The sequence below is a fragment of the Streptomyces sp. NPDC020731 genome (assembly GCF_044334705.1).
Taxonomy (GTDB): Bacteria; Actinomycetota; Actinomycetes; order Streptomycetales; family Streptomycetaceae; genus Streptomyces.
The window spans coordinates 150659-171400 of record NZ_JBIRTN010000006.1 but is presented as its reverse complement, the minus strand read 5'-3'; the positions used below and the strand labels follow the sequence as shown (position 1 = coordinate 171400).

Genomic DNA, 20742 nt, shown 5'->3' with positions numbered 1-20742 from the left:
CGAACCGATCGGCGGCAACACGCGCGCGAACGAGCCACGTACGACAAGGTGGGGGCACAGCTACGCCATGGCACAGGGCACGGTCCAGGTGACGCACACCGGCACATCGAGGTGGCGGCGCCGCACGGGTGAGTACGCATCGCTCGCCGCCGCCCTGGAGGCCGCGGCCGAGGGCGACGTCCTCACCGTCGCTCCCGGAACCTACCGGGAGAACCTCGTCGTGCAGCGGGCGGTGACCCTGCGCGGCCCCGAGGGCTCCCCCGGCTCGGTGCGCATCGCGCCCCCGGACGGCGTTCCGCTGACCGTGCGCGCCTCGGCGGTGGTCCAGGACCTGCACGTGGAGGGGCAGGACGCCACCGCCCCGGCCGTGCTGGTCGAGGGGGGCACCCCGGAGCTGCGCGACATACGCGTGGTCACCCGGTCCGCGGCCGGCATCGAGGTGCGCGGCGACGCCCGGCCCACGGTGCGCCGCTGCACGGTCGACAATCCGGCGGGCTCCGGCATCGCCGTGGTGGACGGCGGGGGCGGGGTGTTCGAGGAGTGCGAGGTGGTCGCCGCGGGACAGGCGGGGGTCGCGGTGCGCGGCGGTGCCCACCCCCGCCTTGAACGCTGCCGGGTGCACCACGCCTCGGGCTCGGGACTGACCGCGACCGGTGAGAACTCGGCGCTGGAGGCGGTGGGTTGCGAGGTCTACGAGGTGCGGGGCAGCGGTGTCCAGGTCACCGGCCGCGCCACCGCGCACCTCACCGACTGCGATGTGCACCGGACGACCGGGGACGGCATCACGCTCGACACGGACGCGGTGCTGACGCTGGCCGACTGCCGGATCCACGACATCCCGGAGAACGCGGTCGACCTGCGGTCCCGCTCGGTGCTCACCCTGACCCGCACCAGCGTGCGGCAGTTCGGCCGCAACGGTCTGTCGGTGTGGGACCCGGGCACGCGCGTGGACGCCAACCAGTGCGAGATCTTCGACAGCACCGGGGACTACCCGGCGGTGTGGGTGAGCGACGGCGCCACCGCCGTACTGGACTCCTGCCGGGTGCACGACGTGCCGGACGCCCTGTTCGTGCTCGACCGCGGCTCACGTGTGGACGTCGTCGACAGCGATCTGACGCAGGTGCGCAACACGGCCGTGTCGGTGAGCGACGGCGCCACCGTACAACTCGACGACTGCCGGATCCGGGAGGCGGCGACGGGCGCCTGGTTCCGCGACCACGGCAGCGGCGGCACCCTCGACAACTGCTCCCTGGACGGCGTCCAGACCGGCGTGATCGTCACCAAGGGCGCCGACCCGACCGTCGAGCGCTGCACCGTCGACTCCCCCGCCGAGGCCGGCGTCTACGTCTCCGCCGGCGGCCGCGGCACCTTCGTGAACTGCCGGGTCACGGGCAGCGGCGGCTACGGCTTCCATGTGATCGACGGCAGCCGTACGACGCTGCGGAAGTGCCGTACGGAGCGCTGCGCGCGCGGGGGGTACGAGTTCGCCGAGGGCGACGCGGCGTCCGGCTCGGGCGGCCCCGTCGTGGAGGACTGCACCGGTGACGAGAGCGGGAGTCCGAGACCGCCGGCGTCACCGGAGCCGGTCATGCAGACGGTGAGCCGCACCACCGGCCTGCTGAGCACGGTTCCCGCCGCCCGGACGGCCGAGCCGGCACCGCCCGCCCCCGGTCCGGAGCGGGAGACCCGCACGTCCAGGACCGTGCTCGGGGAACTCGACGCGCTGGTGGGCCTGGAGAGCGTCAAGCGCGAGGTGCGCGCCCTCACCGACATGATCGAGGTGGGCCGGCGCCGGCAGCGGGCGGGCCTGAAGGCGGCGTCGGTCAAGCGGCATCTGGTGTTCACGGGTTCCCCCGGCACGGGCAAGACCACCGTCGCCCGTCTGTACGGCGAGATCCTCGCCTCGCTCGGGGTGCTGGAGCAGGGGCACCTGGTCGAGGTGTCCCGGGTCGACCTGGTCGGCGAGCACATCGGCTCCACGGCGATCCGCACCCAGGAGGCGTTCGAGAAGGCGCGCGGTGGTGTGCTGTTCATCGACGAGGCGTACGCGCTCTCCCCGGAGGACGCCGGGCGCGACTTCGGCAAGGAGGCCATCGACACGCTGGTGAAGCTGATGGAGGACCAGCGGGACGCGGTGGTGGTGATCGTGGCCGGCTACACGGCCGAGATGGAGCGGTTCCTGTCGGTCAACCCGGGTGTGGCGTCCCGTTTCTCGCGGACGATCACCTTCGGCGACTACGGCCCCGAGGAGTTGCTGCGGATCGTGCGGCAGCAGGCCGAGGAGCACGAGTACCGGCTGGCACCGGGCGCCGACGAGGCGGTGCTCGCGTACTTCACCGACATCCCCAAGGGGCCCGCGTTCGGCAACGGGCGCACCGCGCGGCAGACCTTCGAGGCGATGGTCGAGCGGCACGCGAGCCGGGTGGCCCAGCTCGACGAGCCGACCACCGACGACCTGACCCTCCTCTACGCCGAGGACCTCCCCACGCTCCCCTGAGTGTCACCGGGCTCCTCCACATGCCGGGGTGCCGGTACGTCCGGCCGCAGGCGGGCGAGCAGCCGCCGGCGTTCCTCGGCGAACGCCGGGTCGGCCTGGTAGTCGGAGTGGCCGAGGATCGGCGAGGGCAGCGGATGGGCCTCGGTGCGGCCGTAGGCGAGGGGGTCCTTGAGCGCGGGACGGTCCACGGCGGGTCCCCGGTCGCCCGGCAGCCGCATCGGGCCGCCGATGGGGTCGGTGCGCCGGTAGAGGTTGCGCCAGCAGTCGACTTCCTGGTGCAGGAACCCGAGCGCGTCGGGGCCGAAGTGGGCGGGGAACCAGCGGCCGTACAGCCGCTCCAGCGGGGATCCGTAGGTCAGCAGTGCGACGCGCCTGCGGGTGGCGGGCGGCAGCTGCCAGGCCGCCGCGGCGGCGAGGACGCTGCCCTGGGAGTGGCCGGAGAGCACCAGCCGTCCCCCGGTGGACCGGGTCCAGGTGGCGATCCGCCAGGTCAGATCGGGCACCGCGCGCTCCGCGTAACAGGGCGGCGCGAAGGGGTGGGCTGCGCGCGGCCAGAATGTGCCGACGTCCCACAGGATGCCGATGGTGCGCCGCGCGGAGGCGTCCTTGTAGGCGCGGCGGCCCCAGGTGACGAAGAGTATGAAGCCGAGTCCGATCAGCCAGGACCCCAGCGCCTGCGCGGTCTCCGCCGCGCCGTGGACGACGGCGTACGAACCGCCCGTCGCCTCGCCGGGGGTCTTGTCGGTGACGAGCGCGCCGACGAGGGCCCCGGCGCCCAGCAGCAGGGTGGCGGCGGAGGTGACGGCGAGGATGCGCGGTCCGCGGTCGGTGAGGGCGGCCATCGCGCGTACCGAGGCGATACGGCGGGTGCGGCCGGGGTCGCCGGTCTCGCCGGCGTACTCGCGCTCCACCGCGGCGCGTTCCGCGCGGGCGATCTGCACGGCGCGCCGGGCGAGCCAGCCGCACAGCAGCAGCACCAGGACGAGCAGCGGCGGGATCACGGACGCCTGCCAGGTGAGCAGCACGGGCGGGCCGGGGATCGAGGTCCCGGTGCCGTCCAGCCAGTCGGCGACCCGCTGGGAGACGCCGCCGGACATGACTCCGCCCAGCGCGCAGGCGAGCATGGCGACCGCCGGTCCGGCCAGGCCCCGCATCGCGGCGCGCCGGTCGGAGGCGGTGCGGTGCAGGCTGTGGGCGACTCCGGCGAGCACGACCACCAGCAGGCCCTGGACGAGGGCGAGGGCGCCGAAGGTGGCGTCGCCCGGCAGCCGGCCCGCCGACTCCCAGCCGGGGCGCTCCCACCCGGCGTAGAGCAGGGTGAGGGCGAGCAGGACGAGCGCGGTGAGCGGCAGGTACCGCACCAGGCGCCGGTCGAGTTCGCCGTCCAGCCGGCGTTCGGTGCGGCCCCGGCGGCACACCACCCACACCACGGCGCCCGCCCCGACGGCCAGCATCGCCTCCAGGAGCAGGCCGAGGACGCCCAGGACGGCCGGGCCGCCCGGCTCGCGGTCGTGGCGGGCGGCGGCGGAGCCGACCGCGGCGGCGACCGTCAGCAGTCCGGCGGCGGTGTGCGCGGCGCGCAGCCGGGCGACCAGGCGCCGGCCGTACCAGAAGCCGGGCCGGCCCAGTGCGGTGCGCCCGCCGTCCTCCTCGGGCTCGGGACCGTGGGTCATCGGCTGCTGGGACTCGTACGCGCTCCAGGTGCGCAGGGACAGGAACCACAGCAGGCCGGTGAGGGCGGCGGGCACCGGGGCGGCGAGCGCCAGCCTGCGGCCCGGCGCGCTCCACCAGCCGCCGTCGGACATCCCGGGCGAGAGGAAGCCGAGCCAGGAGTGCCGTTCGGCGCACGCGTGTGTGCCCGCGCACTGCCAGGCGGCCAGGTCGAGGGCGACCTCGCAGGCGGCCGCGACGAGCAGCACCGTCAGGCTGAGTCCGGCCAGCCGCACCAGCAGCCCGTACAGCCGGACCGTGCGTCGGCGACCGTGGGCGGTGGGGCGCATCCAGTGGGCGAGGTTGACCACCATGAAGGGGAGCAGCAGCAGCCACAGGGCGCGGGTGCCGTTCCCGGAGGTGAGGTTGCACCAGACGTAGGCCTCGGGAACGGGTCCCTCGCGTCGTCCGGCGGGTCGCCGCTCCGCGTCGGCGTCGTCGGCGCGGCGGAACACGGCGGCGATGTCGTCACCGGTGATCCGGACCGTGCGCGGGTCGTCGAGCATCTCCTCGGGGGTGGTGCCGCCCACCCCGTGGACCAGGAGTTCCAGGGCGGTCCCGGACTCCCCGGCCCGGGTGGCGGGGCCGTCGGTGCCCTCGGCCGGTCCGTGTTGCCGCGCGTTCTCCACTGATTCGCACTTCCCCCGTGACGCCCCGTCGGCTCCGTCCGTGCGGGCACAGGATCTCCCGTGGCGGTACGGCTCACACCTCTCGTCACGTAATCTCCCCGATCCGTGTGACAGGCAAGCGACATGCGGGAGATCAGTGGCATGTGCGCGACGAGCCGCCGGTGACGCCACCCGGGGCACGGCGTGCGAGGATGGGACATCCGCGCACCGGTGACGGGCGGAAACCCGCTCGTCGCAGAGGGTGCGGGGCATGTCGGACGGTTTGCGGCGAAAGGACCGGAGCGTACGTGAGCGAGAATCAGAACCTGCTCGCGGAGCAGCGGCGCACCCTGATCCTCGACGAGGTCCGGCGCCGGGGCGGGGTCCGGGTCAACGAGCTGACCCGCAAGCTCGGTGTGTCGGACATGACGGTCCGCCGCGACCTCGACGCGCTGGCCCGGCAGGGCGTGCTGGAGAAGGTGCACGGCGGCGCGGTTCCGGTGGTGGAGGCGAGTACGCACGAGCCCGGGTTCGAGGCCAAGTCGGGCCTGGAGCCGACCGCCAAGGAGGACATCGCGCGGGCGGCGGCCGAACTGGTCTCCCCCGGCGCGGCGATCGCGCTCTCGGGCGGTACGACGACCTTCGCGCTGGCGCACCGACTGCTCGACGTTCCCGACCTCACGGTGGTCACCAACTCGGTACGGGTGGCCGATGTGTTCCACGCGGCGCAGCGCACGTCGGGGACCCGGCAGGGCGCGGCCACGGTCGTCCTGACCGGCGGGGTGCGCACGCCGTCCGACTCGCTGGTGGGGCCGGTGGCCGACCAGGCGATCGCGGCACTCCACTTCGATCTGCTGTTCCTCGGGGTGCACGGCATATCGGTGGAGGCGGGGCTGTCGACGCCGAACCTGGCGGAGGCGGAGACCAACCGGCGTCTGGTGCAGTCGGCCCGGCGGGTGGTCGTGGTCGCCGACCACACCAAGTGGGGCACGGTGGGGCTTAGTTCGTTCGCGTCCCTGGAGCAGGTCGACACCCTGGTGACGGACCCCGGGCTGCCCGAGGGGGCACGCGCGGAGGTGTCCGAACATCTGCGGCGGCTGGTGGTGGCGGGCCGGCCCGAGGAGCCCTCGGAGGCCACGGACATCTGACGGGCATCCCACCTGCCCGCCGCCGAGTCCGGTGTCCGTCAAGGAGGTTACGTCCATGACTCACCGTCTGCGCCCCGTGGGGCACGAGTTCGTCCGGACCGCGCCCGTACGGCTGGTCTTCGAGCGGGAGATCTCCGCCTCGCCCGAGCGGGTGTTCCGCGCGCTCGCCGAGGATGTCGCCGGCTGGACGGAGTGGTTCGGACCGGTCACGCCGGCCCGCCCCCTCGACGACGGAGCGGGGCGCGAGATCCGGCTCCGGGGCGGCACCCGCTTCCGCGAGACGGTCCTCGTGGCCGAGGAGCCCGAGGTGTACGCCTATCGCGTGGATGTGACGAACGCGCCGGGCGCCCGTGCCGTGGCCGAGGAGTGGCGGCTCGCCGCGGCCGGGACGGGCACGCGGGTGCGGTGGACGCTCACGGCCGACGGCACGGCCCCTTTCCGCCTCGTGCTGAAGACCGCCCGGCCGGGACGGGGGCGGGCGTTCCGCTCCGCGGCGACCTCGCTGGACCGCCGGCTCGCGAGGTAGCTCTCACTCGGGCCAGACGCCGGTCCGCAGCAGGGAGTCGATCGCCGCCGTGTACGGCGCGACGTCCAGGCCCTGCCCGTCCAGCCAGGCGTCCGAGTAGTACTTGTCCAGGTACCGGTCCCCCGGATCGCACAGCAGCGTCACCAGGCTCCCCCGCCGGCCCTCCGCCACCATCTCCGCGACGAGTTTCAGCGCGCTCCACAGCCCGGTGCCGGTGGAGCCGCCCGCCTTGCGGCCGATGACCCGCTCCAGGGCCCGCACCGCGGCGACACTGGCGGCGTCGGGCACCTTCATCATCCGGTCGATCGCGCCGGGCACGAAGCTCGGCTCCATACGGGGCCGGCCGATGCCCTCGATACGGGAGCCGCGGTCGCAGGCGACGTCCGGATCGCCGGTGGTCCAGCCCTGGAAGAAGCACGAGTTCTCCGGGTCGGCGACACAGATGCGGGTGTCGTACTGCATGTAATGGACGTAGCGCGCGAGGGTCGCCGAGGTGCCGCCGGTGCCGGCCGTGGCGACGATCCACGCGGGTTCCGGGAACCGCTCCGACTCCAGCTGGCGGAAGATCGATTCGGCGATGTTGTTGTTGCCCCGCCAGTCGGTGGCCCGCTCGGCGTAGGTGAACTGGTCCATGTAGTGGCCGCCGGTCTCCGCCGCGAGGGCGGCGGACGCCTGGTACATCGTGCGGGGGTCGTCCACGAAGTGGCACCGACCGCCGTGGAACTCGATCAGGCGGCACTTCTCGGCGCTCGTCGTGCGCGGCATGACGGCGATGAAGGGCACGCCGATCAGCTTCGCGAAGTACGCCTCCGACACGGCCGTGGAACCGCTGGACGCCTCGATCACCGGGCGGCCCGGACGGATCCAGCCATTGCAGAGCCCGTAGAGGAAGAGCGAACGGGCCAGCCGGTGCTTGAGGCTGCCGGTCGGGTGGGTCGACTCGTCCTTCAGGTAGAGGTCGATGCCCCACCGCTCGGGCAGCGGAAAGCGCAGCAGGTGGGTGTCGGCCGAGCGGTTGGCGTCGGCCTGCACCCTGCGCACGGCCTCTTTCAGCCAGGCACGGTAGGCGGCGTCACTGTGGTCGACGTCGAGGGTGGCGCCGGTCAGGGTCTGTCGGGGAGTGCTCACGGCGGGGCTCCTTACACTGGGCGCCGACGGCTTCCCGCGCGGCCGGCACCCCGATCATAAGCACCCTTCGCACCACCTCTCACCTGCATAAACACTCCTTTGAGCCACTCAAAGGCACCCCTGGGGCGCGCAGTGTGGCAGCAGGGGGGCGCATTGGCGCGAGTGCACCCCGAGCCGTGGGGAGCGGTGGTGCGCGCACTGGTGCTCGGCGGCGGGTGCGGGCAGACTGCACCGGCGTGAGCAGGGCCCCGTACGGGGGCACACTGGAGCTGGGCAGGAGCCGGCCCGCGGAGCACGGTCCGGCGCACCGACGCGCACAAGGGGGCGGGTGGCATGGCGGAGCCGGAGTTCACGGCCACGGGCGTGCGGATCGGCAAGCGGCTGCGTTCGCTCACCCGGGCCGGCCAGGTCCGGATCAACGAGGGCCGGCTGGAGCTGCTCACCAGCTACGGCAGCGAGATCGACAGCGCACCGGTGCAGGCGGTGCGGGCGTCCAGGCCCTGGTTCGCGCCCGAGGACCGGGCGCTCGCGGACCTCAACGGCAAGCGGTACCTGCTGACCCTGGGCGACCACGACCCCGCACCGGGTGAACCCGGTCCGCCCGCCGCCCGTCGTTTCATCGAGGCCGTGCGCCGGGCGTCGGGGCGCGGCGCCTGAGATGCCCGTGACTTGCGTCACTTCACCTCTTACGTCACGCTGGTCTCACGTCACTCTGGGTTTACCGGCGATAACGCTGCGAACCAGCCCGCCGGCCACGACAGCAGGCGGCAGCGTCACGCAGGCGCCCTGCTGGATCCGTCTTCCGTGTTCTTCCGGACCTCACGTCGGGGAGTCGCAGCCGTGATCACTCACCCAAGCAGGCACTGCGCGGTGGAGCTCCAAGCCCTGCCGTCGCGGATCGGCCAGGTCCGCAGAATCGTATCTGCGCAGTTGCGCTACTGGCACATGGACTCGTTGATAGACCGGGCATCGCTCGGTGTGACGGAGTTGTTGTCCAACGTCCACCGGCACGCCCAGCCAGACAAGACGTGCACAGTCGAGATAGAACTGCTGCTCGACCGGCTCAAGGTGTCGGTGCACGACCACGACCCGCGGCTGCCGGTCGTGGCGGACGCCGCCCCGCTCGCCACGTGCGGGCGCGGGCTGGCGATGGTGGCCGCGATGAGCGAGAGCTGGGGCGCGGTGCCGGACGGCGAGTCCGGCAAGGTCGTGTGGTTCACCCTGCCGACACCGACCACGACCGCCGCGCCCTCCTGGGACCGGCGTCCGCGGATCACGGCCGGCGAGGCCGCCGACCACCGCTTCGCGGAGGTCGCCCTCGTGGAACACACCACCGGGGACCACCACGCCGAACGGGCCCCCGCCCGCTCCACCGTCCCCGGCTGACGCGGGCGACCGGCAGGTCGGCGGGAAGCCGGCGGCGGACCTCCGGCTCCCTCACCGGCGCACCTCACCGAGAACATCGCCGCCGGGGCGTGAGCCGCGCCCGGGACGGAGCGAGGGGCGAGGCGTCCCGGGCCGTCATCCCGGGCCGTCATCGCGCGCCGCCCTTGCCGCGCCGGCCGAACTGCTCGTCCAGGACGGACAGCCGGCGCCAGTACTCGTCCTCGTCGATCTCGCCGGAGGCGAAGCGGTGGCCGAGCACCGCGAGGGGCGAGGTGTCCTCCACCACGGGCCGTCCGGAGCCGGGCCCACGGCGCCCGCGCCACACCGTGCGGCGCAGCAGGGCGATGCCGCCGCCGATGACCAGGGCCCAGATCACGGGGAGGAACAGGATCCACGGGCCGGGCCCGCCGTCGCCGAAGTGCGCCAGGGTCTGCATGATCGTCCATCTCCTCGGATGCGCTGTCTCGTCGCTCCTTGTGCGACATCTCCGAGCGTCGCCCTGCGAGGAGGGCCGGGGCGTCGTACGGCCGGCGGCACCGTGCGTACCTCGCGGGGAGTACGCGGACGGCGGCGAGGTCTTCCAGGTGCTGCGTCTGTCGTCGCCGGAGCGGGACGCTCCGCCCCGGGGACGACAGTGGTGAGCGCGGTCCGCACCGCCCTCACCGGGAATCCCGGCCGGGCCTTCGCCGTCGACCGGCGAAGGCCCGGCCGGGCACCGGGTCAGCCGCCCGCCTGGTCGCTGTCCTTCATCGCGCCCCAGCCGTGCCAGCGCTCGACCTCGAGCCGGCCGCTGACCCTCGCCCGCTCCCGGTCCGGGTAAGGGTTGCCGGTGTAGTGCCGGGAGAGGCGGTCGATGTCGGCCAGGTCCTCGTCGTCGTAGATCTCGGTCACCCGGCCGATCAGGGTGACGTGGGTGTACCAGCCGTCGCCGTCCAGGACCGTGAGGGCGACGCGGGGATCGCGGCGGACGTGCTTCAGGCGCACCCGCCCCTCGTCGAAGTTGATCAGCGCGCGGCCGTCCTCCCACAGATACCAGGTGGGGGTGGAGACGGGCGTGCCGTCGGAACGCAGCGTGGCCATCACGCAGGGGTTGGGCTTGCGCAGCAGTTCCTGCGCCTCGGGGGGAAGCGGGGGCTTGGACACTGCGGACTCCTTCGTGCTCGCGGCTGTGCCGGTCAGGTGGTGGGGTCGTCGTCGAAGCTGGCGTAGTAGGCGGCGGCCATGTCCTCGTCGCCATGGCCCCGGGCGTCGGCCCGCTCGAACCGTTCGGCGCTCGCGGCGGCGACGTCCAGGCGGACACCGTGCTGTTCACCGGCCCGTACGATCAGTCTGGCGTCCTTGGCCGCGGTCGTCACGGCGAACTGGGCCGGGGTCAGCCGCCCGTCGAGGATCATCCCGGCCTTGGCGCGCAGATAGCCCATGTCGAGCGGGCCGCCGGCGATGAGGTCGAAGAAGCCGTCCGGTGCGACGCCGAGGGCCTTGGCCAGGGCGAGGGCCTCACCGGCGGCGGTGGTCGCGGCGAGCACCCAGCTGTTGGCGACCAGCTTCAGCCGGGTCGCGCCGGCCATGACGCCGTCCTCCCCGGCCCACACGGTGCGGGCGCCCACCGCGTCGAACACCGGTGTCACCCTGTTGCGGCCCTCGGCGGGGCCGGCGGCGAGCACGGTCAGCTGTCCGGCCTCGGCGGGCCGGCGGGTGCCGAGGACCGGGGCGTCGTAGAAGAGCAGGCCGTGCTCGCGGGCGAAACCGGCCAGTTCGGCGACGTCCTCGATGCCCGCGGTGGTGGACTGCGCCCACACGGTTCCGTCGCGCAGGGCGGGGGCGGCCCGACGCATCGTCTCCAGGGTGGCCGGGCCGTCGTACAGCATGGTCAGGACGACGTCGGCGGACTCGACCGCCTCGGCGGGGGTGCCTGCGACGTGCGCGCCGTCGGCGGCGAGCGGTTCGGCCTTCGCGCGGGTGCGGTTCCAGGCCCGTACGGTGTGTCCCGCGCCCAGGAGGTTGCGGGCCATCGCCGCTCCCATGATGCCGGTACCCAGGACGCTGACGGTGAGTTTGTCGGTCAAGACGTCGCTTTCTGTCTGTCGGGCGGTCTTCTCACACCAGTGCCCCGAGAGGATCGTCCAGCACCGGCTGCCAGGCCAGTTCCGCCGCGCCGACCAGACTGTTGTGGTCCAGGGTGCAGGGAAGGATGGGGACCCCGCCGCTGCGGCCCCACAGGCTGCGGTCGGCGACGACGGCGCGGAGCCGGTCCGGGTCGGCCTCCAGCAGGGTGCGGTGCAGTCCGCCGAGGATGATCCGGTCCGGGTTGAGGATGTTCACCAGTCCGGCCAGGCCGAGGCCGAGGCGGTCGATGAGGTACTCGGTGGCGGTGCGCACGTCCGGGTCGTCGTACTGTCCGCGGATCAGGTCGTCGGCCTGCTTCAGCAGGGACATCTCGGGGCCCGGCGCGCGGCCCGCCGCGGTGAGCAGGGCCAGCGGGTCCGCCTCGACGTCGAGACAGCCGCGGCTGCCGCAGTGGCAGGGGCGGCCCTCGGGGTTGACGGCGAGGTGGCCGACCTCCAGGGCGAGACCCGAACTGCCCGAGTGCAGGCGGCCGTCGAGCACCAGCGCACCGCCCACGCCGCGGTGGCCGGTGGCCACGCACAGCAGGTCGCGGGAGCCGCGCCCGGCGCCGTGCCGGTGTTCGGCGAGAGCGGCGAGGTTGACGTCGTTGGCCGCGAAGGCGGGCCCGTCCAGGCCGGCCGCGCGCACCTGTTCGGCGAAGATCTCCCGCACCGGGGCACCCGCGGGCCAGGCCAGGTGCAGGGGGTTGAGGGCCAGACCCTCCGGTTCGGCCACCGCCGACGGCACGGCGAGCCCGGCGCCCACGCACCGCCGTCCGGTCTCCTCCAGCAGCTCGGCGCCGGCCGCGACGACGGAGCCGAGCACCTTCGCCGGGTCGGCGTCGACGACCTCGCAGCCGGGCGCCGTGGCGACAATACGGCCGCCGAGCCCGACCAGGGCCGCCCGGAAACCGTCGGCGTGCACCTGCGCGGCGAGCGCCACGGGCCCGTCCTCGGCGACCGAGAGCCGGTGCGAGGGGCGCCCCTGGGAACCGGCCGCCGCGCCGGGCCGGGCGTCCACCCGGATCAGCCCGAGGGCCTCCAGTTCGGCGGCGACCGCACCAGCCGTCGCGCGGGTCACGCCCAGCTCGGCGGTGAGCACCGCGCGGGTCGGCGCACGTCCGGTGTGCACGAGCTCCAGAGCGGGTCCGAGCGCGCCGCGCCCCCGGTCCAGCCGCGTCCTCGAGGTGGTCCCTTCCCCCGCCGGCCGGGGGTCCGCCTTCCCGCTCATGAAGGCGAGTCTCCCATGATCCGCAAACCGGCGCGGACTACAGGCCACTCACCCGCAGCGTGATGTTCAGTCTTCCGGTCAGTCCCAACTCGGGCGGTGCCGTGCCCGCGTGCACCCGGGGAACGCCGTGGTACGCGAGCCGGGAGGGCCCGCCGAAGACGAACAGGTCGCCGCTGCGCAGCTCCACGTCCGTCCAGGGGCGGGTCCGCGTCCCGGTGTTGCCGAAGCGGAAGACACAGGTGTCGCCGAGGCTCAGCGACACCACGGGCGCGTCCGATTCCTCGTCGCTGTCGCGGTGCATGCCCATGCGGGCGCCGGCGTCGTAGAAGTTGACGAGCGCGATGTCGTACGCGGCACCGTGCGCGGCGTCCGCGCCCAGAGCGTCGGTCACCGCGCGGCGGCCCAGCTCCCCGAGCCGGCCGGGGAAGGGTTTCACCGGGGCGCCGTCACCGTCGACGACCGTGCGGGCATAGCCGTACGGATACCAGTGCCACCCGAGGCACACCTGCCGGGCGGTCATGGTGCCGCCGCCGGGTGTGCGGACGGTGCGCAGTCCGGCGGGCGGCCCGGCCCACCCCCTGCACGCTTCCAGCAGCTCACGCTGCGCCCGCGCGTCGAGCCAGTCCGGCACGTGCACCGCGCCGGGCGCGATCTCGCCGCGGGCCCTGAGGAACAGCTCGGCTTCCGTGCCTCCCATGCCTCCCATCCTGCCGTACGCACCCTGAGCTGCGGCTGGGCTAGCCTGGTCGGACGATGAACGACCGTATGACGACTGCGTGGGGCGAGCCGGTGCTGGCCCGATTCCCCGAGGACCCGCGGGACAGGCTGCGTGCCTGGGACGCGTCCGACGAATATCTCCTCAGCCATCTCGCCGGACGGCAGGTCACGCTGTCCGGCACGGTCGTGGTCGTCGGCGACCGCTGGGGCGCGCTGGTCACGGCGCTCGCCGCACACCGGCCGACGCAGATCACCGACTCCTGGCTCGGACAGGAGGCGACCCGCGCGAACCTGGCCCGCAACGGCGTCGAGCCGGGCGCGGCGCGGCTGCTCACCACGCAGGATCCCCCGCCGGACCGGATCGACGTCCTGCTCGTCCGCGTACCGAAGAGCCTGGCGCTGCTGGAGGACCAGCTGCTGCGGCTGGCGCCGGCGGTGCACGAGGACACGGTCGTCGTCGGCGCCGGCATGGTGAAGGAGATCCACACCTCGACGCTGGACCTCTTCGAGCGGATCCTCGGCCCGACCAGGACCTCGCTCGCCGAGAAGAAGGCCCGGCTGATCTTCTGCACGCCCGACCCCGGGCGGGAGCGGCCCGCGAACCCCTGGCCGTACCGCTACACGCTCCCCGACGGCATCGGCCCGGTGTCGGGCGCGACGGCCGTCAACCACGCCGGCGTCTTCTGCGCCGACCGCCTCGACATCGGCACCCGGTTCTTCCTGCGGCACCTGCCCGCCGGCAAGGACGGCGGACGGGTGGTGGACCTGGGCTGCGGCAACGGCGTCGTCGGTACGGCGATGGCGCTGGCCGACCCGCGCGCCGAGGTGCTGTTCGTGGACGAGTCGTTCCAGGCGGTGGCGTCCGCGCAGGCCACCTACCGGGAGAACGACGTGCCCGGACACGCCGAGTTCCGGGTCGGCGACGGCCTGTCGGGCATACCGGCCGACAGCGTCGACCTCGTGCTGAACAACCCGCCCTTCCACTCCCATCAGGCGACCACCGACGCCACGGCGTGGCGCATGTTCACCGGCGCCCGGCGCACCCTGCGCCGGGGCGGCGAACTGTGGGTGATCGGCAACCGCCACCTGGGTTACCACGTGAAACTGCGACGGCTGTTCGGCAACAGCGAAGTGGTCGCGTCGGACCCGAAGTTCGTGGTCCTGAAGGCCGTGAAGCGATAGCTCAGGACTCCCCGGGGGCCGGACCCAGCGCCTCGATGACGGACGCCACCGCTCGTGCCATCGCCTCCCGGCCCACCGTGAGGTAGCCGCGGGAGTCGACCGCTTCGGGGTGGGCGGTGAGGAATTCCCTGATCGCGCCGGTCATGGCGATGTTCAGGGCCGTTCCCACGTTGACCTTGGCGATGCCGCCCGTGACCGCCGCGGCGAGTTCGTGGTCGGGGAGGCCGGAGGAACCGTGCAGGACGAGGGGGACGTCCAGGGTGGCCGCCAGCCGTTCGAGGAGGGCGTGGTCGAGGGTGGCGGTGCGGGTGGTCATGGCGTGGGTGGTGCCGATGGCGACGGCCAGCGCGTCCACTCCGGAGTCGGCGACGAAGGCGCGGGCCCGGTCGGGGTCGGTACGGGCGCCGGGCGCGTGGGCGTCCGGCGCGGGCCGGCCGGCCTTGCCGCCGACCTCGCCCAACTCGGCCTCGATCCACAGTCCTTGGGAGTGTGCCCAGTCGACGGCGGCCCGGGTCCCGGCGAGGTTGTCGGCATAGGGCAGTCGGGCCGCGTCGTACATCACGGAGCCGAATCCGGCGTCCGGGGCCTGGCGCAGCAGGGCGTCGTTCTGGACGTGGTCGAGGTGCAGGGCGACGGGGACGGCGGCGCGTTCGGCGGCGGCGACGGCGGCGCGGGCGAGCGGGAGCAGCCGGCCGTGGCGGAACTTCACGGCGTTCTCGCTGACCTGGAGGACGACGGGGGCGTTCACCGACTCGGCGCCGGCGATGACGGCCTCGACGTGTTCGAGGGTGATGATGTTGAACGAGGCGACCGCTGAGCGGTGGGCGGCGGCGCGGGTGACGAGCTCGCCGGTGGTCGTGAGGGGCACGGTCCGTCCTTTCCGACGGGTCAGGGCGCGAGGACGACCGAGCGGGTGAGGTGGCGGGGCCGGTCGGGGTCCAGGCCGCGGGCCGCGGCGACGGCGACCGCGAGCCGCTGGACGCGGACGAGTTCGGCGAGCGGGTCGAGGGTGCCCTCGACCCACAGACCGCCGGTGTCCCGCACCTGCCGGGCCAGACCTTCCGGGGCGTCGCCGAACATCCAGGTCGCGGTGGTGGAGGTGGTGATGCTGATGGGTCCGTGCCGGTACTCCATCGCCGGGTAGGCCTCCGTCCAGGCGAGGGCCGCCTCGCGCATCTTCAGTCCGGCCTCGTTGGCCAGACCGACGGTCCAGCCGCGGCCGAGGAAGGTGAACTGGGCGCGTCCCACGAGCCCTTCGGGGAGCGGATCACGAAGGGCCGTACGCCCGTCCTCGACGACCGCTTCGGTGTGCACGCCCAGGTGGGTGCGGAGCAGGGTGAGGGCCGTGGTGGCGAACCGGGTCTGGACGACGGAGCGTTCGTCCGCGTAGTCGAGGACGACCGTCTCGTCGGCGAGTGACATCACGGGGGCGGCCGGATCGGCGGTGACCGCGGTGGTGCGGGTGCCTCCCTTCAACCGGCCCAGCAGATCGAGGACTTCGGTGGTGGTTCCGGAGCGGGTGAGGGCGACGACATGGTCGTAGACCCGGTGCCGCGGGAACTCCGAGGCGGCGAAGGCGTCGGTCTCGCCCTGGCCCGCTCCCTCGCGCAGGGCCGCGACCGCCTGCGCCATGAAGTACGACGTCCCGCAGCCGACCACCGCGACCCGCTCCCCCGGTACCGGGAGGACCGGGGCGTGGGACGCGGCCTGCCCGGCGGCGCGGCTCCAGCACCCGGGCTGGCTGCTGAGTTCGTCCTCGACATGGGTCATGCCGCACCCCCGAAGGCTTGGTGATTGTTCTTGCAACATTGAGCGAGGTTTCGAGCAAAATCAAGCATTCGACCGAAGGCCGGGTGCGTTAGGGTCGCCGGAGACCGAGGAAGACGACGCGGGAGGGCCGATGTCGCGGGACGCCCGCTGGAAGGCGCTGCTGGAGCTGCTCGTCGAGCGCGGCCGGCTGGACGTCGAGGAGGCGGCCGGCGAGCTGGCGGTGTCGGCCGCGACGATCCGGCGCGACTTCGACCGGCTCGCCGAACAGCAGATGCTGGTGCGCACCCGTGGCGGCGCGGTGGTGCACGGGGTGTCGTACGAGCTTCCGCTGCGTTACAAGACCGCGCGGCACGCCTCCGAGAAGCAGCGCGTCGCGAAGGCGGTGGCGGGTCTCCTCGCGCCGGGCGAGGCGGTCGGGCTGACCGGTGGTACGACCACCACGGAGGTGGCGCGGGCGCTGGCCGTACGCGGAGACCTCGCCTCGGGGTCGCCCGCGCTGACCGTGGTGACGAACGCGCTCAACATCGCCAACGAGCTGGTCGTACGCCCGCAGTTCAAGATCGTGCTGACCGGCGGGGTGGCGCGGGCCCAGTCGTACGAGCTGGTCGGGCCGCTCGCGGACGGGGTGCTGGGACAGATCACCCTCGACGTGGCGGTGCTCGGTGTCGTCGCCTTCGACGCCGTGCACGGGGCGGCGGCCCATGACGAGGCGGAGGCGGCGGTCAACCGGCTGCTGTGCGAGCGGGCCGAGCGGGTGATCGTGGCCGCCGACTCCAGCAAACTGGGCCGGCGGGCGTTCGCCCGGATCTGCGCGGCCGAATCGGTGGACACCCTGGTCACGGACTCAGGAGCGGACGCCGGGACGGTACGCCGCTTCGAGGAGGCGGGACTGCGGGTCGTGGTGACCTGAGCCGGTCCGGCCGGGGCTGCCTAAGCTGGCACATGAGCATGGCGTGCCGGCCCAGGGAGGCTGTGATGGACGGGACGACCAAGGAACGGGACGGGTACGGGCCGCGCCGGTACGTGCCGATCGCCGACCACGGGCTGATCGGCGATCTGCGCAGTGTGGCGCTGGTGGGGACCGACGGCACCATCGACTGGTACTGCTGTCCGTCCTTCGACGCGCCGAGCGTGTTCGGGGCGATCCTGGACGCCGAGCGGGGCGGCTGCTTCGAGCTGGCGGCGGCCGTGCCGGCCCGCACCAAGCAGTTCTACTTCCCCGACACCAACGTTCTGATCACCCGGTTCTTCACCGAGGACGGGGTCGGTGAGGTGCAGGACTTCATGCCGGTCGGCGGCACCTCGGTCGAGGAGGCCCGGCACCGGCTGATCCGGCGGGTGCTGTGCGTACGCGGCTCCCTGCCGTTCCGGACGCTGGTGGCGCCGCGGTTCGAGTACGGTTCCCGGCCGCACACCGTGCGGCTGACCGGCGGTATCGCGGTCTTCGAATCCGAGGAGCTGTCCCTGGCGCTCACCTCGACCGTCCCGATGGAAATCGACGGGCCGGATCTGCGGGCCGAGTTCAAACTGGCCGAGGGGGAGACGGCGGTGTTCGCCCTGGACCGGATCGGCCCGGAGGTGACTCCGAGCCGCTGCGAGTGCGGGGAGGCGGAGCGGCAGTTCGGTGCGACGGTGGCGTACTGGAGGCACTGGCTGTCCTCCTCGCGGTACCGGGGCCGCTGGCGGGAGATGGTGCACCGCAGCGCCCTCACCCTGAAGCTGCTCACCTACGCGCCGACCGGGGCGATCGTGGCGGCGCCGACGACCAGCCTGCCCGAGGAGCTCGGCGGGGAACGCAACTGGGACTACCGGTACGTGTGGGTGCGCGACGCGGCGTTCTGCGTGTACGCGCTGCTGCGGCTGGGCTTCACCGAGGAGGCCGAGGCGTTCATGGGGTTCGTCTCCCGGCACATCAGTCCGGGCGACCGCAAGGCCTCCGGCCCGCTGCAGATCATGTACGGCATCGACGGCCGTACCGACCTCCCCGAACGCGAACTCGGCCATCTGGAGGGCCACCACGGCTCGGCACCGGTCCGCGTCGGCAACGCGGCGGCCGACCAGCTGCAACTGGACGTCTACGGAGCGCTGATCGACTCCATCTACCTCTACGACAAGTGGGCCGAGCCCATCTCCAGCGAGCAGTGGGACCATGTGACGGCGCTGGTGGACTGGGTGTGCGCGCACTGGGACCAGCCCGACGAGGGCATCTGGGAGACGCGCGGCGGGCGGAAGAACTTCCTGTACTCGCGCCTGATGTGCTGGGTGGCGATCGAGCGCGCCATCCGCATGGCCAACCGGCGGGGTCTGCCCGCCGATCTTCCCCGCTGGCAGGCGAGCCGGGACACCATCTACCGGCGGATCATGAGCCGCGGCTGGTCGACGTCGCGCCGGGCCTTCGTGCAGCAGGAGGGCGAGGAGGTGCTGGACGCGGCGATCCTGATGATGCCGCTGTCGAAGTTCATCGCGCCGACCGACCCGAAGTGGCTGTCGACACTCGACTCCCTCACCGAGGACCTGGTGTCCGACTCGCTGGTCTACCGCTACGACCCGCTGGCGAGCCCCGACGGACTGCGTGGTGACGAGGGCACGTTCTCCATCTGCTCGTTCTGGTACGTCGAGGCGCTGACCCGCGCCGGGCGGCTCGACGAGGCGTCCCTCGCCTTCGAGAAGATGCTGACGTACGGCAACCATCTCGGCCTGTACGCCGAGGAGATCAGCCACACCGGGGAGCAACAGGGCAACTTCCCGCAGGCGTTCACCCATCTCGCCCTGATCAGTGCCGCGTTCAATCTGGACCGTGCCCTGGGCTGAGGCTCAGTGGCCGTGGCCGTCGGAGTGCTCCGGTGCCGGGGTGCCCGTCTCCGCCGCCGCCCCGGCGTGAACGGTGAACGCGGCGGTACGGACGACGCCGTCGTGCTTGAAGTCCAGGAACAGCCGGTAGCTGCCGCTGCTGGGCGCCGTGGCCGTGAAGGAGACCGCCGGACCGGACTCGGTCTTCCCGTCGCCGGGTTCGCCGCCCGGGTGGACGTGCAGATAGGCGAGGTCTCCCGCGCGTAGGGCGACCAGGTGGCCGTAGGCGCCGAGATAGGGCTGGAGATCGGTGACCGGCTTCCCGTCCCGCGAGACGGACAGGCGCAGTTCGCCCGCCCTCCCGGGACGCAGGGCCCCGGTCAGCTCGACCTCGTAGCCGTCGACACGGGTCGTGCTGCCGGCCGGCGGCAGCTCCTGCGGCCGGTAGGGACCGGAGGCGGCGAGGTCCGCTCCGAGCGTGAGGTTGCGCGCGCCCTCGGCAGCCGGGGTGAAGTCGGCGAAGACCCGGTAGCCGCCGGCCCGGGGCAGGTCGACGGGGGTGGCCCAGGTGCCGTCGGCGGCACGGGTGGGATGCAGATGCCGGTAGGTGAGCAGGTCGCGCGAGGCGACGATGAGGTGGAGCTCCTTGTCGTGCTCGCGGCGGTACTCGGTGACGGCCCGGCCCTGGTCGTCCCGGACGGTGAAGCGCAGCTCGGTGCGGTGCCCGGCGGCGCCGCGCGGGGTCCGCAGATCGAGCCGGTAGCCGCTCTCGGAGATCTGGAGCCCCCCGGCCGGCGGCGTGTCGTGTCCCGCCCGGCCGTCCGTCCCCCTCGCGGGCGGGGCGTGCTGCTCGTCGTGCGCCGGCGCCCGGTCCGCGACAACCGGATCGAGACCCTCCCCGACGCCGTAGGCGGTGCCGAAGGTGGCGGCCAGGGCGGCGGCGAACGCGGTGATCCTCAGTCCGGTGTTCATGACCGTCTCTCCTCGGAAAAAGGGGGTCGACGACTCACCAGGAGCCGTTCGATACAGCTCACCATACCCCCATGGGGTATGGAGTCAACTCATCGGACCCTTGCATCGCATACCGGCGGGGGGTATAGATGGAGATCGCCCGTCGGATACCCCCGCCCCGTATCCAACCATCCGACTGTTCCAGGAGCACCCATGACCGTCCGTACCGGAGGACTTCGCAGGCGTCCCCGGCCTCGGTGTCCAGGGCGTCGTCGACGGACACGCGGTCCTCGTCGGCCGGGACCGGCTGCTGCGGGAGTGGCCCCTGGAGCTGCCCGAGGACCCGGCCCGGGCCAGGAAGCGGGCGGAGGCGGCCGGACGCACCGCGGTCCTGGCCGCGTGGGACGGCGCGGCGCGCGCCGTACCGGAGATCGCCGACGCCGTGAAGGGAACGAGCCCCGAGGCGATCCGCCGGCTCCGCGCGCTCGGTCTGCGGCCCATCCTCTTGCCCGGGGACAACGAGGCGGTGGCCCGGGCCGTCGCCCGCGAGGTCGGCATCGAGGACGTCATCGCCGGGGTGCTGCCTCAGGACGAGGTGGACGTCGTCAAGCGGCTCCAGGCGGAGGGCCGTTCGGTCGCCATGGTCGGCGACGGGGTCAACGACGCGGCGGCGCTCGCCCAGGCCGATCTGGGCCTGGCCATGGGCACCGGCACGGATGCCGCGATCGAGGCCGGCGACCTCACCCTCGTCCGGGGGGGGGACCTGCGTGCCGCCCCGGACGCCGTCCGGCTCACCCGCCGCACCCTGGGCACCATCCGGTCCAACCTGCTCTGGGCCTTCGCCTACGACGTCGCCGCCCTGCCGCTCGCCGCGGCCGGACTGCTCAACCCGATGCTCGCCGGAGCGGCCATGGCCTTCTCCTCGGTCTTCGGTCTTCGTGGTCGGCAACTCGCTGCGTCTGCGCACCTTCCGGGCCGACTGACCGGGGTGGG

Annotated in this window: 18 protein-coding genes and 1 pseudogene; 9 read left to right on the top strand and 10 right to left on the bottom strand. The window is 73.2% G+C overall.

Annotated elements, in window-relative coordinates; genetic code table 11:
* Nucleotides 1–67: 67 nt before the first annotated feature.
* Nucleotides 68–2497: a right-handed parallel beta-helix repeat-containing protein gene (locus ACH4VX_RS11525; RefSeq protein WP_398367151.1), complete on the top strand. Its 2430-nt coding sequence runs from the start codon at nucleotides 68–70 to the stop codon at nucleotides 2495–2497.
* Here the strand turns inward: ACH4VX_RS11525 and ACH4VX_RS11520 are convergent.
* Nucleotides 2467–4836, bottom strand: a complete 2370-nt coding sequence (locus ACH4VX_RS11520; protein WP_398367150.1) for a hypothetical protein — start codon at nucleotides 4834–4836, stop codon at nucleotides 2467–2469. The two genes, ACH4VX_RS11525 and ACH4VX_RS11520, sit on opposite strands and share 31 nt — an antisense overlap.
* 287 nt (nucleotides 4837–5123) lie before the next feature.
* Between ACH4VX_RS11520 and ACH4VX_RS11515 the strand changes: the two genes are divergently transcribed.
* Together ACH4VX_RS11515 and ACH4VX_RS11510 are read left to right on the top strand one after the other, a co-directional pair.
* The gene (locus ACH4VX_RS11515; RefSeq protein WP_398367149.1) at nucleotides 5124–5963 is read left to right on the top strand and encodes a DeoR/GlpR family DNA-binding transcription regulator; all 840 of its coding nucleotides are present in this window, start codon (nucleotides 5124–5126) and stop codon (nucleotides 5961–5963) included.
* A 55-nt stretch (nucleotides 5964–6018) separates the two neighbouring features.
* On the top strand, nucleotides 6019–6489 hold the full coding sequence (locus ACH4VX_RS11510) for an SRPBCC family protein (protein ID WP_398367148.1): 471 nt from the start codon (nucleotides 6019–6021) through the stop codon (nucleotides 6487–6489).
* 3 nt (nucleotides 6490–6492) lie between these two features.
* Here ACH4VX_RS11510 and ACH4VX_RS11505 read toward each other — a convergent pair whose 3' ends face one another.
* Nucleotides 6493–7617: a PLP-dependent cysteine synthase family protein gene (locus ACH4VX_RS11505; RefSeq protein WP_398367147.1), complete on the bottom strand. Its 1125-nt coding sequence runs from the start codon at nucleotides 7615–7617 to the stop codon at nucleotides 6493–6495.
* A 333-nt stretch (nucleotides 7618–7950) separates the two neighbouring features.
* Between ACH4VX_RS11505 and ACH4VX_RS11500 the strand changes: the two genes are divergently transcribed.
* Together ACH4VX_RS11500 and ACH4VX_RS11495 are read left to right on the top strand one after the other, a co-directional pair.
* Nucleotides 7951–8274 carry a hypothetical protein gene (locus ACH4VX_RS11500; RefSeq protein WP_398367146.1) on the top strand — a complete coding sequence of 108 codons (324 nt, stop codon included), beginning with the start codon at nucleotides 7951–7953 and terminating at the stop codon, nucleotides 8272–8274.
* A gap of 183 nt (nucleotides 8275–8457) precedes the next feature.
* On the top strand, nucleotides 8458–9003 hold the full coding sequence (locus ACH4VX_RS11495) for an ATP-binding protein (protein ID WP_398367145.1): 546 nt from the start codon (nucleotides 8458–8460) through the stop codon (nucleotides 9001–9003).
* Between the two features lie 148 nt (nucleotides 9004–9151).
* Here ACH4VX_RS11495 and ACH4VX_RS11490 read toward each other — a convergent pair whose 3' ends face one another.
* From ACH4VX_RS11490 to ACH4VX_RS11470, 5 genes are all read right to left on the bottom strand, one after another.
* Nucleotides 9152–9439: an SHOCT domain-containing protein gene (locus ACH4VX_RS11490; RefSeq protein ID WP_398367144.1), complete on the bottom strand. Its 288-nt coding sequence runs from the start codon at nucleotides 9437–9439 to the stop codon at nucleotides 9152–9154.
* 284 nt (nucleotides 9440–9723) lie between these two features.
* Complete coding sequence (locus tag ACH4VX_RS11485) at nucleotides 9724–10146, bottom strand: PPOX class F420-dependent oxidoreductase (RefSeq protein ID WP_398367143.1); 423 nt, start codon at nucleotides 10144–10146, stop codon at nucleotides 9724–9726.
* A 32-nt stretch (nucleotides 10147–10178) separates the two neighbouring features.
* The gene (locus tag ACH4VX_RS11480; protein WP_398367142.1) at nucleotides 10179–11069 is read right to left on the bottom strand and encodes an NAD(P)-dependent oxidoreductase; all 891 of its coding nucleotides are present in this window, start codon (nucleotides 11067–11069) and stop codon (nucleotides 10179–10181) included.
* Between the two features lie 31 nt (nucleotides 11070–11100).
* A complete protein-coding gene (locus ACH4VX_RS11475; protein ID WP_398367141.1) occupies nucleotides 11101–12339 on the bottom strand; it encodes an ROK family protein in 1239 nt (412 codons plus the stop codon).
* 37 nt (nucleotides 12340–12376) lie between these two features.
* Nucleotides 12377–13036: an alpha-ketoglutarate-dependent dioxygenase AlkB family protein gene (locus ACH4VX_RS11470; RefSeq protein WP_398367140.1), complete on the bottom strand. Its 660-nt coding sequence runs from the start codon at nucleotides 13034–13036 to the stop codon at nucleotides 12377–12379.
* Nucleotides 13037–13104: 68 nt separating this feature from the next.
* On the opposite strand from ACH4VX_RS11470, the gene ACH4VX_RS11465 reads away from it, so the two are divergent.
* Nucleotides 13105–14238: a methyltransferase gene (locus ACH4VX_RS11465; RefSeq protein WP_398367139.1), complete on the top strand. Its 1134-nt coding sequence runs from the start codon at nucleotides 13105–13107 to the stop codon at nucleotides 14236–14238.
* Nucleotide 14239: 1 nt separating this feature from the next.
* On the opposite strand, the gene ACH4VX_RS11460 is transcribed toward ACH4VX_RS11465, so the two are convergent.
* Nucleotides 14240–15106, bottom strand: a complete 867-nt coding sequence (locus ACH4VX_RS11460; RefSeq protein WP_398367138.1) for a ketose-bisphosphate aldolase — start codon at nucleotides 15104–15106, stop codon at nucleotides 14240–14242.
* A gap of 20 nt (nucleotides 15107–15126) precedes the next feature.
* Nucleotides 15127–16008: an SIS domain-containing protein gene (locus ACH4VX_RS11455; RefSeq protein ID WP_398367137.1), complete on the bottom strand. Its 882-nt coding sequence runs from the start codon at nucleotides 16006–16008 to the stop codon at nucleotides 15127–15129.
* A 130-nt stretch (nucleotides 16009–16138) separates the two neighbouring features.
* On the opposite strand from ACH4VX_RS11455, the gene ACH4VX_RS11450 reads away from it, so the two are divergent.
* Complete coding sequence (locus tag ACH4VX_RS11450; RefSeq protein WP_398367136.1) at nucleotides 16139–16918, top strand: DeoR/GlpR family DNA-binding transcription regulator; 780 nt, start codon at nucleotides 16139–16141, stop codon at nucleotides 16916–16918.
* Nucleotides 16919–16983: 65 nt separating this feature from the next.
* The gene (locus tag ACH4VX_RS11445; protein ID WP_398367135.1) at nucleotides 16984–18819 is read left to right on the top strand and encodes a glycoside hydrolase family 15 protein; all 1836 of its coding nucleotides are present in this window, start codon (nucleotides 16984–16986) and stop codon (nucleotides 18817–18819) included.
* 3 nt (nucleotides 18820–18822) lie between these two features.
* Here the strand turns inward: ACH4VX_RS11445 and ACH4VX_RS11440 are convergent, their stop codons facing one another.
* Entirely contained in the window at nucleotides 18823–19770 is a 948-nt protein-coding gene (locus ACH4VX_RS11440; protein ID WP_398367134.1) for a hypothetical protein, read from the bottom strand.
* Between the two features lie 205 nt (nucleotides 19771–19975).
* Between ACH4VX_RS11440 and ACH4VX_RS11435 the strand changes: the two are divergent.
* Nucleotides 19976–20732: pseudogene (locus tag ACH4VX_RS11435) on the top strand (HAD-IC family P-type ATPase); the annotation flags it as partial.
* Nucleotides 20733–20742 lie beyond the last annotated feature (10 nt).

Excerpts from the sequence above, each read along its gene's own strand:
- ACH4VX_RS11445 (WP_398367135.1), top strand. The coding sequence starts at position 16,984 with ATGGACGGGACGACCAAGGAACGGGACGGGTACGGGCCGCGCCGGTAC.
- ACH4VX_RS11455 (WP_398367137.1), bottom strand. The coding sequence starts at position 16,008 with ATGACCCATGTCGAGGACGAACTCAGCAGCCAGCCCGGGTGCTGGAGC.
- ACH4VX_RS11450 (WP_398367136.1), top strand. The coding sequence starts at position 16,139 with ATGTCGCGGGACGCCCGCTGGAAGGCGCTGCTGGAGCTGCTCGTCGAG.
- ACH4VX_RS11490 (WP_398367144.1), bottom strand. The coding sequence starts at position 9,439 with ATGCAGACCCTGGCGCACTTCGGCGACGGCGGGCCCGGCCCGTGGATC.
- ACH4VX_RS11500 (WP_398367146.1), top strand. The coding sequence starts at position 7,951 with ATGGCGGAGCCGGAGTTCACGGCCACGGGCGTGCGGATCGGCAAGCGG.
- ACH4VX_RS11510 (WP_398367148.1), top strand. The coding sequence starts at position 6,019 with ATGACTCACCGTCTGCGCCCCGTGGGGCACGAGTTCGTCCGGACCGCG.
- ACH4VX_RS11440 (WP_398367134.1), bottom strand. The coding sequence starts at position 19,770 with ATGAACACCGGACTGAGGATCACCGCGTTCGCCGCCGCCCTGGCCGCC.
- ACH4VX_RS11470 (WP_398367140.1), bottom strand. The coding sequence starts at position 13,036 with ATGGGAGGCACGGAAGCCGAGCTGTTCCTCAGGGCCCGCGGCGAGATC.
- ACH4VX_RS11465 (WP_398367139.1), top strand. The coding sequence starts at position 13,105 with ATGACGACTGCGTGGGGCGAGCCGGTGCTGGCCCGATTCCCCGAGGAC.
- ACH4VX_RS11475 (WP_398367141.1), bottom strand. The coding sequence starts at position 12,339 with ATGAGCGGGAAGGCGGACCCCCGGCCGGCGGGGGAAGGGACCACCTCG.
- ACH4VX_RS11525 (WP_398367151.1), top strand. The coding sequence starts at position 68 with ATGGCACAGGGCACGGTCCAGGTGACGCACACCGGCACATCGAGGTGG.